Consider the following 13,589-nt stretch of genomic DNA (forward strand, 5'->3'; position numbering starts at 1 on the left):
ATCGGCGCGCTGGTCACCTTCTCCGCGATCGCGATGCTGGTCCACGTGGTCCGGCGGGCGCTGGCCAGGGTGTCCGCGCGGGTGGCCTGGGCGCTCGCCGTCGGGGTGGGCCTGGCCTCCTGGTCGACCGCTCCGCACGGGGTGGCGAGCGGGGCTCGCCGACGCGCTCTGGTCCACAGCCCTGGCCGGGGCGGTGGTGGCTCTGCTGTTCGGTGCCGATCCGCTGCGTCGCCCCCTGCTGCCGCTTCTGCTGCTGACCGTTGCGGCGCTCACCAAGAACGAGGGCCTGGTGGCTACCGCGGGCGTCGCCGTGCTGGTCAGCCTGCGGGCGCGCACCGACCTGCGGCGGGCCGGGCTGGTCTGGCTGCCGGTGCTGGCCGGGGGCGGCTGGGCGGTGCTGGTCCGCCTCCTGGGTGCCCGATCGGACATCGCCGACGGCAGTTCGAGCGGCGTGGCGCCCTGGGAGCCGGAGGCGGTGCAGCGGTTCCACGTCGTTCTGGCGGCGTTGTGGGACACGGTCGGCCCGGTGCTGGCGGGCGCGGCGGTGGTGGCGCTACTCGGCGCGCTGTTCCTGCGGGAGCGGCGCCGTGCGGTCGGGCTGGCGTCGGACGGCTGGGTGTGGGCGGCCACCGCCTGTTACCTGATCGTTCTGGTCTGGACCTACCTGTCCGGTCCGAACGACATCGAGTGGTGGCTGCGGACCTCCGTGGACCGGCTCTCGGTGCTGGTGGTGCTCCTGGCGGTGGTGAGCTGTGCGGGGTGGGTCGCCGCCGCGTTCGGCGGCGACCGGCGGGCGGAGCCTGACCCGGCGATCGACGGGCCGCGCGATTCGGTCATGGCCGGTGCCACCCGGGGTGGCGGCTGATCATGCCCACGGCTCCCGCGATGACGGTCTGTCGTAGATAGGGAAGTATGGCGACGTGGAAGCTCTCAGACTCGTACTCCTCTATGTTCATCTGATCGGTTTCGCCCTGCTGCTCGGCGGCTCGATCGCGCAGTACATCAGCGGCCGGCTGCGGATCAACCCGGCCATGCTCTGGGGGTCGGTGATCCAGTTGCTGACCGGGCTCGGCCTCTCCGCCCCGCTGCGCGACGGTGACGAGCCGGCACCGGCGAAAATCGTGACGAAGTTGGTGATCGCGCTGCTGATCTTCGTCATGGTCTTCTTCTCGCGGAAGCGGGACGTGGTCAATCGCGGTCACTTCCTCGCCATCGTCGGTCTGACGCTGGCCAACGCGGCGGTCGCGGTCTTTTGGCGGTAACGTCCGAGGAGGGGGCCGCCCCCGGAAAACGGACGTTCGTGATGCCTCGGCTGCTCGCCTACCAGCACGAAGAGTGACTTGCCCCACGCAAGGGTTACACCCGGGTAACAGGCGCTCAACAGTCGGGCACGATTGTCGGCCGGTGGGTGGGCGCGGGCGTACGCTCCCGTCCGTAACGTGGGACAGCCGGCGGCACACCGCAGGCCGGCTGATGGGCTGCCACCGCACTAGGCGCGGTGTGCAATGGGAAGGAGACGTCTTGCGCTCGGTGCGTGGGATGCGGATCGCCTCGATCTTCGCGGTGGGTGGGCTCGCGCTCACCGTCGCCGCGTGTGGCGAGGCCCCCAAGGATGACAACAACGCCGGCAGTGGCGCCAAGAAGTTCAGCGCCTGCATGGTGACCGACGTCGGCGGCATCGACGACAAGTCGTTCAACGCTTCGGCCTGGAAGGGCCTGCAGGAGGCCAAGGCCGCCAACGACAACATCGACATCAAGTACGTCGCGTCCAAGGCTGAGGCCGACTACGAGCCGAACCTGACGCAGTACGTCAACCAGAAGTGCAACTTCATCCTCGCGGTCGGTGGCCTGATGGCCAACGCCACCTCGAAGATCGCCAAGGCGAACCCGAACCAGGAGTTCGGCATCGTCGACGCCAACCCGGGTGACGCCAACGTCTACCCGATGCAGTTCGACACCGCCCAGGCCGCGTTCCAGGCGGGCTACCTGGCCGCCGGGCTGAGCAAGAGCGGCAAGGTGGCCACCTACGGCGCCCTGCCGATCCCGCCGGTGACCATCTTCATGGACGGCTTCGTCGACGGCGTGGCGTACTACAACACCACCAAGAAGAAGAACGTCCAGGCGCTCGGCTGGAACAAGGAGACCCAGAAGGGCTCCTTCACCAACGACTTCGCCAAGCAGGACGAGGGCAAGAAGGTCTCCGACGCGCTGGTCGCCCAGGGCGCGGACATCATCATGCCGGTCGCCGGCGGCTCCGGCCTCGGCACGACCGCCGCGGCCAAGGCCTCGGGCGGCAAGTACAACACCATCTGGGTGGACGTCGACGGCTGCGAGAGCACCCCGGACTGCTCCGCGATCGTGACCACCGTGGTCAAGAACATCCCGGAGGCTGTCAAGGAGGCCGTGGTCAAGGCCGCCGCTGGCGACAAGCTGCCGGCCAAGCCGGGCTTCGTCGGCACCCTGGCCAACAACGGTGTCTCGCTCGCCCCGTACCACGACTTCGACAGCAAGGTTCCGGCCGAGCTGAAGGCCGAGGTCGACAAGATCAAGGCGGACATCGCCGCCGGCACCATCACCGTCACCTCGAAGGCTCAGCCGACCAAGTGACGACCGGCCGGCCCCTCCGGTGAGATCATCGGGGGGTCTGCGGGGGACAGGTACGACCGATCCGGCCGCTCCGGCGCCGCGGGTGACCACCCGTGGGGCCGGAGCGGCCGATCGCGCGCCACGGTGACCGGGCCGGTCCGGCCGGGTCAACGGCAGCTACGCTGCACCATCGCTCGCACTCCAGGAGGTTGCGCTGAGACTCGAACTGCGCGGCATCACCAAGCGGTTCGGTGATCTGGTCGCCAACGACCACATCGATCTGACGGTGGAGCCTGGAGAGATTCACGCCCTGCTCGGCGAGAACGGCGCGGGCAAGTCGACCCTGATGAACGTGCTCTACGGGCTCTACCAGCCCGACGAGGGCGAGATCCTGGTCGACGGCAAGCCGCTGAAGCTGAAGGGCCCGTCCGACGCGATCGCGGCCGGGATCGGCATGGTGCACCAGCACTTCATGCTGGTGCCGGTCTTCACCGTCACCGAGAACATCATGCTCGGCGCCGAGCAGGTCCGGGGCGGCATCGCCGGTTTCCTGGACCGGCGGCGGGCCCGGCGCGAGGTCGCCGAGGTGTCTGAGCGCTACAACCTGCGGGTCGACCCGGACGCGGTGATCGAGGACCTGCCGGTCGGCATCCAGCAGCGCGTCGAGATCGTCAAGGCGCTCACCCGCGACGTCGACCTGCTCATCCTGGACGAGCCGACCGCGGTGCTCACCCCGCAGGAGACCGAGGAACTGCTGACGGTCATGCGGTCGCTGAAGGCCGCTGGCAAGTCGATCGTCTTCATCACCCACAAGCTCGGCGAGGTCAAGGCGATCGCCGACCGCATCACCGTGATCCGGCGGGGGAAGACCGTCGGCACCGCCTCGCCGGAGGCCAGCCGCGATGAGCTGGCGGCGCTGATGGTGGGGCGCAGCGTCCGGCTCACCGTGGACAAGGGCACTGCCACGCCGGGCGAGCCGATGCTGGAGGTGGCCGGCCTGGTCGTGGACGACGACCGGCAGGTCCGGGCGGTCGACGGCGTGGACCTGACCGTGCGCGCGGGCGAGGTGCTCGGCGTGGCGGGCGTGCAGGGCAACGGCCAGACCGAGCTGATCGAGGCGATCATGGGCCTGCGCCCGGTGCTCGCCGGAACGGTCAGCCTGGGCGGCGACCGGATCGACGGCTGGACGACCAAGAAGGTGCTCCGCGCCGGTGTCGGCTACGTGCCCGAGGACCGCAGCGTGGACGGCCTGGTCAAGGAGTTCAGCGTCGCGGAGAACCTGGTGCTGGACATCTACGACCGGCCGCCGTTCGGCGCCGGGCTCGCGCTCAAGCCGGACGCAATCGCGACGTCGGCGAAGGAGCGGATCGAGCAGTTCGACGTACGCACCTCGTCGGCCGACGCGCCGGTGGGTACCCTCTCCGGCGGCAACCAGCAGAAGGTGATCGTGGCCCGGGAGCTGTCCCGGCCGCTGAAGCTCTTCATCGCCGCCCAGCCGACCCGCGGCGTCGACGTCGGGTCGATCGAGTTCATCCACAGCCGGATCATCCGCGAGCGGGACATCGGCACCGCCGTCATGGTGGTCTCCAGCGAACTGGACGAGGTGATCGGGCTCGCCGACCGGATCGCGGTGATGTACCGCGGCCGGATCATCGGCATCGTCGGCCCGGACACCCCGCGCGAGGAGATCGGCCTGCTGATGGCCGGCATCAGCCCGGACGCGGTCTCCGAGGGTGGCGCGGACACCGCGCCGACCGGCGGCGCGGCTACCGACGGGGGCCCGGCGAGCGACGCAGGCTCCGCGAACGAGGACGAGGCATGAGCGACCCCAACCCGCAGTCCGGCTCGCCGGACAAGGAACCGGCGAGCGAGGCGCAGGCCGCGCAGACGGCTCTCGGCAACACCGAACAGGCCGAGCCGGCGACGCCGGGCCGGTCGGCGCCCGAGTCGGAGCCGAGGCCCAGCCTGGGCCGCCTGTTCCTGAACAACCTCTGGGCGGCCAACACCTTCACGGTGACCCTGCTGTCGCTCGTGCTGGCGATCGTGGTCGGCGCGGTGCTGATGGTCATTTCTGATCCGGCCGTGCTCTCCACCTACTCGTACATCACGGCCCGCCCGTCGGACGCGTTCAGCGCCAGTTGGACGCTGGTGAGCGAGGCGTACGCGAACCTGTTCAAGGGCTCGATCTTCGATCCGGAGGCGTTCTCCGGCTGGCTGAACGGCGACAACGGCTGGCAGGCCGTGCTCGCGCCGATCTCCGAGACGCTCACCTACGCGGCCCCGCTGGTCTTCACCGGCCTGGCGGTGGCGCTGGCCTTCCGCGGTGGCCTGTTCAACATCGGCGCCCAGGGTCAGGCCACCATCGGCGTGATCCTGGCCGCGCTGGCCGGCTTCCTGCTGCCGCTGCCGCCCGGCCTGCACCTGCTGGTGGCGGTGCTGGCCGGCGCCCTGGGCGGGGCGGTCTGGGGCTTCATCCCGGGCATCCTCAAGGCCCGCACCGGCGCGCACGAGGTGATCAACACGATCATGCTCAACTACGTCGCCACGTACTTCCTCACCTGGCTCATCGTGCAGAACGGGGTGCAGGACCCGACCCGTACCGACGCGATCAGCAAGGCGGTGGACACGTCCGCCCAGCTGCCCCGACTGCTCGGTGACAACCTGCGGGTGCACGCCGGCATCCTGCTCGCCGTGCTGGCCACCTGGGGGGTCGCCTGGCTGCTCAACCGCTCCACGCTCGGCTTCGAGCTGCGCGCGGTCGGCGCCAACCCGGACGCCGCCCGCACCGCGGGCATCAGTGTCACCCGGACGTACACCCTGATCATGGTCTTCTCCGGGATCCTGGCCGGTCTCGGCGGCTCGAACATGGTCCTCGGCTCCACCGCCAGCGCGTTGACCCCGCTGGTGGTCGCGCAGATCGGCTTCGACGGCATCCTGGTGGCGCTGCTCGGGCGGGTGAAGCCCTGGGGGGTGCTGCTGGCCGCGCTGCTGTTCGGGGCGCTCCAGGCCGGCGGCAACCGGATGCAGTCGTACTCGGGGATCTCGCTGGAGCTGGTGACCGTGCTCCAGGCGCTGATCGTCATCTTCATCGCCGCACCCGCCCTGGTGAAAGCGATCTTCCAGCTCCGGGCCGCACGGGCCGCCCGGTTGCAGACGAGCCTGGCGAAGGGCTGGTAACTCATGTCCACCATGGCTGTCCCCGACGTCGCGGTCGCCCCGGTCGACGAGGGCTTCTGGACCCGGAACCGCAAGGTCGGCCTCGTGCTGCTGGCGCTCGGCCTGCTCGCGGCGGTGCTCTTCGGTGCGCTCGCCACCGACCAGCAGGCCCGGTTCACGCTCAGCGATGACGCGGCCGGTGCCGCGCTGGAGATCAACGGCACGATCGGGGCGATCCTGTTCGGGATCATCGCGATCGCCGCCGGGGCGGCGCTGCTCGCCGGGGTGCCGAAGCGGTGGTTCCTCACCGTGCTCGGCGTCGGGCTGGTCGGCTTCGTGCTCTCCTTCCTCTGCTGGCAGGTCTCCGCCGCGCCGACCGGGCAGAACTTCATGCCGCTGGTCAACATCATCCGGGGCACCTTCATCCTGGCCCTGCCGCTGATCTTCGGTGCGCTCGCCGGGGTGCTCTGCGAGCGGTCCGGCGTGGTCAACGTGGCCATCGAGGGGCAGTTGCTGATGGGCGCGTTCAGCGGCGCGCTGTTCGGCAGCCTCTCCGGCAACGTCTGGGTGGGCCTGGTCGCCGCCGCCATCGGCGGCGCGTTCATCTCGCTGCTGCTGGCCGTCTTCGCCATCCGCTACCTGGTCGACCAGGTGGTCATCGGTATCGTGCTGAACCTGCTGGCGGTCGGCGTCACCGGCTTCCTCTACGAGCGGCTGATGCAGACCGACGCGACGAAGTACAACAGCGCGCCCCGCTTCGGCAACTGGAACATTCCGCTGCTCGAGGACATCCCGGTGCTCGGCCCGGCGTTGTTCCGCGGCAACATCTTCCTCTACCTCGGCCTGCTCCTGGTGCTGGTGATCCACATCGGGTTGTTCCGTACCCGGTGGGGGCTGCGGACCCGCTCGGTCGGTGAGCACCCGACCGCCGCCGACACGCTCGGCGTCAAGGTGCTGCGGGTGCGCTACCGCAACGTGCTGCTCGCCGGTGTGGTCGCCGGCATCGGCGGCGCGTCCTACACGCTGGCGCTCTACTCGTTCACCAAGAACATGATCGGCGGTAAGGGCTTCATCGCGCTGGCCGCGCTGATCTTCGGCCGGTGGAACCCGACCGGGGCGCTGCTCGCCGCGCTCTTCTTCGGCTTCGCCGACCAGCTCGCCACCTACCTGGGTGCGATCAACAGCGTGATCCCGAGCCAGTTCCTGGCCATGCTGCCCTACCTGGCGACGATCCTGGCGGTGGCCGGGCTGGTCGGCCGGGTCCGGGCGCCAGCCGCCGACGGCAAGCCGTACATCAAGGGCTGACGCCCGGTGTCGACGCGGCGGGGCTGAGGTGGTCCCGCCGCAGGCCACGATGACGGTGCGGCAGAATGATGGGATGACTGAGATCGACTGGGCGCGGTTGCGCGCCGCCGCCGCGGAGGCGATGCGGCACGCGTACGCGCCGTACTCGACGTTCCCGGTCGGTGCGGCCGCGCTGGTCGACGACGGCCGGGTGGTGGTCGGCTGCAACGTGGAGAACGCCGCGTACGGGGTGACGCTCTGCGCCGAGTGCGGTGTGGTCTCCAGCCTGCACGCCACCGGGGGCGGCCGCCTCGTCGCGCTCTCCTGCGTCGACGCCACGGGTGAGCCGTTGATGCCGTGTGGCCGGTGCCGGCAGCTGCTCTGGGAGCACGGCGGGCCGGAGTGCCTGATCGAGACCAAGGGCCGCCCGCTGCGGATGGCCGAGCTGCTGCCGCACGCCTTCGGTGTGGAGGACCTGGAGGCGGTGACCGGCGAGACGCCGGTGCCGGTGGTCCCGGAGCGGCTGGCCGCCTGGCGCGGGCGCGGCACGGTCTTCGTGCACCCGGACATGTCCGCCGGGCAGCAGGTCTGGACGGCGTACTGGGAGCGGTCGGCCGGGGATGACGCGGGCGCCGAGACCGGCGTGCTGGAGGAGGCCCCGAGCTGGGACGACCCGGCCGAGGCGATCATCTGGGGGATGGCCCGGACGCCCCGCGTGGTGGTGGTGGACGCGACCGGCACCATTTTCTGGGCCGGTGAGGGTGAGCCGCCTCTGGAGATTCCGGTTCGCTGGTCTGCTCCCTGAGGTTGCTCTGTGGTTGCGCTTGAGGGCCGGGGCCGACCGTGCCCGGCTCCGGGCGGTCAGGCTTGATCCCTCCGCCGGGCACGCGCGGCCCCGGCCCCGTCCTGGGCACGGCCGTACATCGGTCACGGTTGCGAGCCGGTATCTGCTTTACGACTAGGAAGAACTTCTGATGAGTGGTGCTTTTGCTGCCGTTGACGTCATTCGGGTGAAGCGGGACGGGGGTGTGCTGTCGGACGCGCAGATCGACTGGGTGATGGACGCGTACACCCGGGGGGTGGTCGCCGACGAGCAGATGTCCGCGTTGGCCATGGCGATCCTGCTCAACGGCATGACCGGCCCGGAGATCGCCCGGTGGACCGCCGCGATGATCGCCAGCGGTGAGCGGCTGGACCTCTCGGCGGTGCGCCGCCCGACGGTCGACAAGCACTCCACCGGCGGCGTCGGCGACAAGATCACTCTGCCGCTCACCCCGCTGGTGGCGGCCTGCGGCGCGGCCGTGCCGCAGCTGAGCGGGCGCGGCCTCGGGCACACCGGCGGCACGCTCGACAAGCTGGAGTCCATCCCGGGCTGGCGGGCCGCGCTGAGCAACGACGAGTTCATCACCCAGCTCGGCGACGTCGGCGCGGTGATCTGCGCGGCCGGCGCGGGGCTCGCCCCCGCCGACCGCAAGCTGTACGCGCTGCGCGACGTGACCGGCACCGTGGAGGCGATCCCGCTGATCGCCAGCTCGATCATGAGCAAGAAGATCGCCGAGGGCACCGGTGCGCTGGTCCTCGACGTCAAGGTCGGCTCGGGCGCCTTCATGAAGTCCGTCGACCAGGCCCGTGAGCTGGCCCGCACCATGGTCGAGCTGGGCGGTGCGCACGGCGTGCGGACGGTCGCCCTGCTCACCGACATGTCCACCCCGCTCGGCCTGGCGATCGGCAACGCGGTCGAGGTGACCGAGTCGCTCGAGGTGCTGGCCGGAGGCGGGCCGGCCGACGTGGTGGAGCTGACGCTGGCCCTGGCCCGGGAGATGCTCGACGCCGCCGGCCTGCCGGACGCCGATCCGGCGGCGGCGCTGCGGGACGGCCGGGCGATGGACTGCTGGCGGGCGATGATCCGGGCGCAGGGCGGCGACCCGGACGCGCCGATGCCGGCCGCCCCGGAGATCGAGGTGGTGCGCGCCGAGCAGGACGGGCACGTGGGGGCCGTCGACGCGTACGCCATGGGGGTGGCGGCCTGGCGGCTCGGCGCGGGCCGGGCCCGCAAGGAGGACCCGGTCAGCGTGCCGGCCGGGGTGGTGCTGCACAAGCGGCCCGGCGATCCGGTGCGAGCCGGTGACGCCCTGTACGAGCTGCGCGCCGAGGACCCGGCGCGGATTCCGGCGGCGCTCGCGGAGGCCGCTCGCGCGGTGCGGATCGCGCCGACCGCGCCGGTGCCGACGCCGCTGGTCATCGAGCGGATCGGCTGACTCGGCCCGGGGTCGGGGCGGCGTGGTGCCGGTCACCAGGGACCGCTATTCTCGCAGGCCAAGGGGGGATAGCCGGCCTTGAGCCGTCGCGAGCAGACAGGAAATTTTTGCCGTGACCGTACCTGCCCCCAACCCACGCGAGGTGCGCGAGGCGAGCCTGGACGAGCTGTCCCGGCTCGGCCTGCCGTTGCCGCCGGCCCAGTTCCCGCTCGTCTGGGAGCCGGGTGACGAGATCGAGCTGCGCCCCACGGCGGAGATCGAGGCGCGGATCGCCGTGCTGCACCTGATCCTGGCCCGCTGCTTCGGGATGCCCCCGCAGGCGGCGATGAGCTGGCTGCTCGGCTCGCACCTGATGGAGATGGTGACCCCGCCGGAGTGGCAGTTCGTGATCGGCGGCAAGGGCGACCACCGCTCGTTCGTGCTGCACCACGACGCGCTCTTCGCGCTGGCCTGGGTGCTCGGGCTGAGCAAGCAGCTCGACCCGACCCTCGCCGTGGACGAGCGGCTGGTCGAGCGGCTGCCGCAGATCGCCGAGGGGGAGACGTTTCCGCGCTGGCGGTCCCGGATCCTCGCCGCGCCGCAGCATCCCGCCGACGCGGCCGCCCTGCTCGACCTGCACTACTGCCTGGACTGGGCCTACCTGGAGACCGAGCGGGTCGGGCGGTCACTGCCCGGGCTGGTCGACGCGAACGCGATCGGGCAGCGGCGCTGGGCGCTGGAGTGGGCGGTGATCCTGCGCGGGCCGTACCACGATGAGCCCCCCGGCTGGGAAGAGGTCGACCTCTCCACCTGAGCTCAGCGGGGTCGCTGGACGTCGAGCCGGACCGCCACGGTGACCCGGACCGGTTCGGGCAGCGCGGCCAGCCGGGTGGCGAGAGCGGCTGGGTCGGTGTGCCAGGCGCTGGGGCCCATCCCGACCAGGGTGGCGACCTCCGGCCGGGTCAGCGCCAGCTCGGCCCGGTGTACGGCCGAGCCGACCGCGGTGAAGTGCCCGCCCAGGCTGCCGGCCACCCGGTCGGCCTTGTCCGGGTCCACCCGCAGCAGGTCGAGGGCGTCCACCAGTTCGGCGAGGTGGTCGGCGGCGGGGGTGACCACCAGCAACGTCCCGGCCGGGTCGAGCACGCGGTGGAACTCCGCGCCGTTGCGCGGGGCGAAGACGTTCAGCAGCACGGAGGTCGAGGCGTCGGCGAGCGGCAGCCGCTGCCAGGTGTCGGCGAGCGCCGCGGCCGCTCGGGGGTGCGCCCGTGCCGCGCGGCGCAGCGCCGGCTTGGACACGTCCAGGGCCAGACCCACCGCGTCCGGCAGCGCCGCCAGCACCGCGCCGAGGTACCGGCCGGTGCCGGCGCCGGCGTCCACCACCAGGGGGTACGCGTCGACGGGGGGAGTTGTGCCGAGCTGATGCACGGCCAGAGCCGCCGCGTCGGCGAGCGCGGCCGAGATCAGGTCGTAGTGCCCGGCGGCGAGGAAGTCCGCCCGGGCAGCCACCATCTCGGCGCTGTCGCCGGCGTGCGGGGCGCGCCCGGCGAGCAGGTTGACGTACCCCTGTCGGGCGATGTCGAAGCTGTGCCGGCGCGGGCAGCGCAGAGCCCCGGCGGTGCCGGCGGTCGCCTCGGCCAGCGGCTCGCCGCAGACCGGGCAGCGCAGCCGGTCGAGGATGCGCGGGTCCACGTCAGGCCGCCGGTTCGGGCTGCGGGCGGGTGGCCCGGGAGCCGGGGCCGGCGAGGTGGTCGACCACCCGGTGGGTGAGCGCGCCGAGCGCGTCCACCTCCGCCGGGGTGAGCAGGTCGATCAGGTGCCGCCGGACGGCGGCCACGTGGCCGGGGGCGGCGGACTCGATGGCCTGCCGGCCCGCCGGGGTTAGCACGACGATGGAGCCCCGGGCATCGTCGGCGCACTCCTCGCGGGTCACCAGGCCGCGCTGCTGCATCCGGCTCAGGTGGTGCGAGAGCCGGCTGCGCGACCACAGCATCCTGTCCGCCAGCTCGCTGAGGCGCAGCCGCCCCTGCGGAGTCTCGGAGAGGTCGGAGAGCACGTCGTAGTCCGGCTCGGAGAGGCCGGCGTCCTGGGCCAGCTCCCGGGCCAGCTCCAGGTCGAGCAGCCGACGCATCCGGCGGTAGCCGCGCCAGGCGTGGTCCTCCCGTTCGTCCAGCCACCGTGGTGCGTCCATGCGTCGAGTCTAGCGGTTTCGTTGACATGTCATCTATTCGCCCCTAGGCTAGGTGACATGTCAACGAACTTTCTCCAGGGGGATCCGATGCTCCACCGGCTCGGCCGGCTGGCCGCCGCGCTCGCGCCGCCGCGGGTGCCGGCGTGAGCGACCGGCTGTGGGAGCTGTTCGGCACGCGGGGGCGTGGTGTTCTGGTCACCCTGCGCCGGGACGGCCGTCCCCAACTGTCCAACCTCGACTACCTGGCCGAGCCGGGGCTGATCCGCTGCTCCACCACCGGGAGCCGGGCGAAGGTGCGCAACCTGCGCCGCGATCCCCGGGCCAGCTTTCACGTGACCACGCCGGACGGCGGCGCGTACGCGGTCGCCGAGGGGGCCGTGACCCTCACCGAACCGGCCGTGGCCATCACCGACGCGACGGTCGACGAGCTGGTCGAGGTCTACCGGCGGATTCGCGGCGAGCACCCGGACTGGGCGGACTACCGTGCCGCCATGGTCGCCGACGGACGGCTCGTGATCCGCCTCGACGTGCACCGGGTGTACGGCTGGCGGCCGTGACACCCGGCCGGTCCCGTCCCGGTTCGCCGGGGCCGCTGACTAGGGTCTGAGCATGGTCGCAACTATCCGGTACGAGGACATTGTCAAGGTCCCGAAGGCGCTGCTGCACGACCACCTCGACGGCGGGCTGCGGCCGGCGACGATCGTCGAGCTGGCCGCGGCGGTGGGCCACGAGCTGCCCACCACCGACCCGGAGGCGTTGGGGCGCTGGTTCGTCGCCGCGGCCGACTCCGGCTCGTTGGAGCGCTACCTGGAGACGTTCGCGCACACCGTGGCGGTCATGCAGACCGCGCCGGCGCTGCGCCGGGTGGCCCGCGAGTGCGCGCTAGACCTGGCCGCCGACGGGGTCGTCTACGCCGAGGTGCGGTTCGCCCCGGAGCAGCACCTGGAACACGACCTCAGCCTGGACGAGGTGGTCGAGGCGGTGCTGGCCGGGTTCGCCGAGGGCACCGCCCAGGCCGTCGAGGCCGGTCTGAGCATCCGGGTGGGCACCCTGCTCACCGCGATGCGGCACGCGGCCCGCTCGCAGGAGATCGCCGAGTTGGCCGTGCGGCACCGGGACGCCGGGGTGGTCGGCTTCGACATCGCCGGCGCCGAGGCGGGCTTCCCGCCCACCCGGCACCTGGACGCCTTCGAGTACCTCCAGCGGGAGAACTTCCACTTCACCATCCACGCCGGCGAGGCGTTCGGCCTGCCCTCGATCTGGCAGGCGATCCAGTGGTGCGGCGCCGACCGGCTCGGCCACGGTGTGCGGATCGTGGACGACATCACCCCCGGCGGGGCGCCGGAGCTCGGCCGGCTGGCCGCGTACGTCCGGGACAAGCGGATCCCGCTGGAGCTGTGTCCGTCGTCGAACGTGCAGACCGGAGCGGTGGACTCGATCGCGGACCACCCGATCGGCCTGCTGCGGGACCTGCGGTTCCGGGTCACCGTCAACACCGACAACCGGCTGATGAGCGGCACCTCGATGTCGCGGGAAATGGCTCTGCTGGTGGAGACGTTCGGCTACGGCTGGCGCGAGTTGCAGTGGTTCACCATCAACGCGATGAAGAGCGCCTTCATCCCGTTCGACGAGCGGTTGCGGATCATCGATGAGGTGATCAAGCCGGCGTACGCGAAGCTGCTGGCCTGAATTGGTCAACTGTGCGGGTGGCCGGCGAGCAGGCCGGCCACCCGGCGCAGCACCTCCCGGGCCCGGGCCGCCTCCGCGCCCAGCCCGGTCTGCCGGCGCAGCACCGCGGGCTCGGCACGCAGCAGCGCCACCCCGCGCCGGACCAGCACCCGTGGCGCCTTGCGCTGCTCGGACAGGTCGCGGGCCAGCCGGCGGACGAAGGTCGCCCCGCGCGGCCGGCGCAGCGCGTACGCGCCGGCGAGCAGCCCTCGGCGGCGACACTCCTCGACGATCTCGGCGGCGAAAATCCCTTCGGCCACGAAAAGTGGCGATCCGGCGACGTCAAATGGCCGGGTGGCCACCCTTCGATCCGCGCCGATCGCATAAACCGGCACATCGGCCCGACCCTCGCGCGCCAGTTGGGCAATCGTTTCCACCGCGGTGCGGGCATCCCACGACTCGGGTGATTC

The 13,589-nt window shown here is 71.7% G+C and carries 14 protein-coding genes; 11 read left to right on the plus strand and 3 right to left on the minus strand.

All coding sequences use genetic code 11. The annotated features are described in order from the left end of the window. The first annotated feature begins 196 nt into the window (after positions 1-196). The 9 genes from BUS84_RS26990 to BUS84_RS27030 all read left to right on the plus strand — a co-directional run bounded on the left by BUS84_RS26990 (position 197) and on the right by BUS84_RS27030 (position 10,077). Positions 197-865 (plus strand): hypothetical protein, encoded by a 669-nt coding sequence (locus BUS84_RS26990; RefSeq protein ID WP_143728525.1) that lies wholly within the window; start codon positions 197-199, stop codon positions 863-865. Between the two features lie 55 nt (positions 866-920). Next, positions 921-1,262 (plus strand): hypothetical protein, encoded by a 342-nt coding sequence (locus BUS84_RS26995; RefSeq protein ID WP_074316671.1) that lies wholly within the window; start codon positions 921-923, stop codon positions 1,260-1,262. 277 nt (positions 1,263-1,539) lie between these two features. Then, on the plus strand, positions 1,540-2,607 hold the full coding sequence (locus BUS84_RS27000; RefSeq protein WP_074316673.1) for a BMP family lipoprotein: 1,068 nt from the start codon (positions 1,540-1,542) through the stop codon (positions 2,605-2,607). A 253-nt stretch (positions 2,608-2,860) separates the two neighbouring features. Continuing rightward, positions 2,861-4,408, plus strand: coding sequence for an ABC transporter ATP-binding protein (locus BUS84_RS27005; protein WP_342199589.1), 1,548 nt, complete (start codon positions 2,861-2,863; stop codon positions 4,406-4,408). Further along, complete coding sequence (locus BUS84_RS27010; RefSeq protein ID WP_074316676.1) at positions 4,405-5,763, plus strand: ABC transporter permease; 1,359 nt, start codon at positions 4,405-4,407, stop codon at positions 5,761-5,763. Before BUS84_RS27005 ends, BUS84_RS27010 begins: the two co-directional genes overlap by 4 nt. A gap of 3 nt (positions 5,764-5,766) precedes the next feature. Then, on the plus strand, positions 5,767-7,047 hold the full coding sequence (locus BUS84_RS27015; RefSeq protein ID WP_074316677.1) for an ABC transporter permease: 1,281 nt from the start codon (positions 5,767-5,769) through the stop codon (positions 7,045-7,047). A 73-nt stretch (positions 7,048-7,120) separates the two neighbouring features. Next, the gene (locus BUS84_RS27020) at positions 7,121-7,831 is read left to right on the plus strand and encodes a cytidine deaminase (protein WP_074319148.1); all 711 of its coding nucleotides are present in this window, start codon (positions 7,121-7,123) and stop codon (positions 7,829-7,831) included. A 169-nt stretch (positions 7,832-8,000) separates the two neighbouring features. After that, positions 8,001-9,284, plus strand: a complete 1,284-nt coding sequence (locus BUS84_RS27025; RefSeq protein ID WP_074316679.1) for a thymidine phosphorylase — start codon at positions 8,001-8,003, stop codon at positions 9,282-9,284. Positions 9,285-9,396: 112 nt separating this feature from the next. Beyond that, positions 9,397-10,077: a DUF4272 domain-containing protein gene (locus tag BUS84_RS27030; protein ID WP_074316681.1), complete on the plus strand. Its 681-nt coding sequence runs from the start codon at positions 9,397-9,399 to the stop codon at positions 10,075-10,077. 2 nt (positions 10,078-10,079) lie between these two features. On the opposite strand, the gene BUS84_RS27035 is transcribed toward BUS84_RS27030, so the two are convergent. Together BUS84_RS27035 and BUS84_RS27040 are read right to left on the minus strand one after the other, a co-directional pair. Beyond that, entirely contained in the window at positions 10,080-10,952 is an 873-nt protein-coding gene (locus tag BUS84_RS27035) for a putative RNA methyltransferase (protein ID WP_074316682.1), read from the minus strand. Between the two features lies 1 nt (position 10,953). Continuing rightward, on the minus strand, positions 10,954-11,451 hold the full coding sequence (locus BUS84_RS27040) for a MarR family winged helix-turn-helix transcriptional regulator (protein ID WP_074316684.1): 498 nt from the start codon (positions 11,449-11,451) through the stop codon (positions 10,954-10,956). A 143-nt stretch (positions 11,452-11,594) separates the two neighbouring features. Between BUS84_RS27040 and BUS84_RS27045 the strand changes: the two genes are divergently transcribed. Beyond that, entirely contained in the window at positions 11,595-12,008 is a 414-nt protein-coding gene (locus BUS84_RS27045) for a PPOX class F420-dependent oxidoreductase (protein WP_074316686.1), read from the plus strand. A 52-nt stretch (positions 12,009-12,060) separates the two neighbouring features. After that, on the plus strand, positions 12,061-13,140 hold the full coding sequence (locus BUS84_RS27050; protein WP_074316688.1) for an adenosine deaminase: 1,080 nt from the start codon (positions 12,061-12,063) through the stop codon (positions 13,138-13,140). Between the two features lie 5 nt (positions 13,141-13,145). Here BUS84_RS27050 and BUS84_RS40260 read toward each other — a convergent pair whose 3' ends face one another. Further along, entirely contained in the window at positions 13,146-13,439 is a 294-nt protein-coding gene (locus BUS84_RS40260; RefSeq protein WP_244298746.1) for a hypothetical protein, read from the minus strand. Positions 13,440-13,589: the final 150 nt, after the last annotated feature.

This window comes from Micromonospora cremea (genome assembly GCF_900143515.1).
GTDB lineage: Bacteria > Actinomycetota > Actinomycetes > Mycobacteriales > Micromonosporaceae > Micromonospora > Micromonospora cremea.

What these genes read in the sequence shown, in the direction of transcription:
- BUS84_RS27000 (WP_074316673.1), top strand. Translation starts at nt 1,540, where the DNA reads ATGCGGATCGCCTCGATCTTCGCGGTGGGTGGGCTCGCGCTCACCGTC.
- BUS84_RS27010 (WP_074316676.1), top strand. Translation starts at nt 4,405, where the DNA reads ATGAGCGACCCCAACCCGCAGTCCGGCTCGCCGGACAAGGAACCGGCG.
- BUS84_RS27040 (WP_074316684.1), bottom strand. Translation starts at nt 11,451, where the DNA reads ATGGACGCACCACGGTGGCTGGACGAACGGGAGGACCACGCCTGGCGC.
- BUS84_RS27015 (WP_074316677.1), top strand. Translation starts at nt 5,767, where the DNA reads ATGTCCACCATGGCTGTCCCCGACGTCGCGGTCGCCCCGGTCGACGAG.
- BUS84_RS27020 (WP_074319148.1), top strand. Translation starts at nt 7,121, where the DNA reads ATGACTGAGATCGACTGGGCGCGGTTGCGCGCCGCCGCCGCGGAGGCG.
- BUS84_RS27050 (WP_074316688.1), top strand. Translation starts at nt 12,061, where the DNA reads ATGGTCGCAACTATCCGGTACGAGGACATTGTCAAGGTCCCGAAGGCG.
- BUS84_RS27025 (WP_074316679.1), top strand. Translation starts at nt 8,001, where the DNA reads ATGAGTGGTGCTTTTGCTGCCGTTGACGTCATTCGGGTGAAGCGGGAC.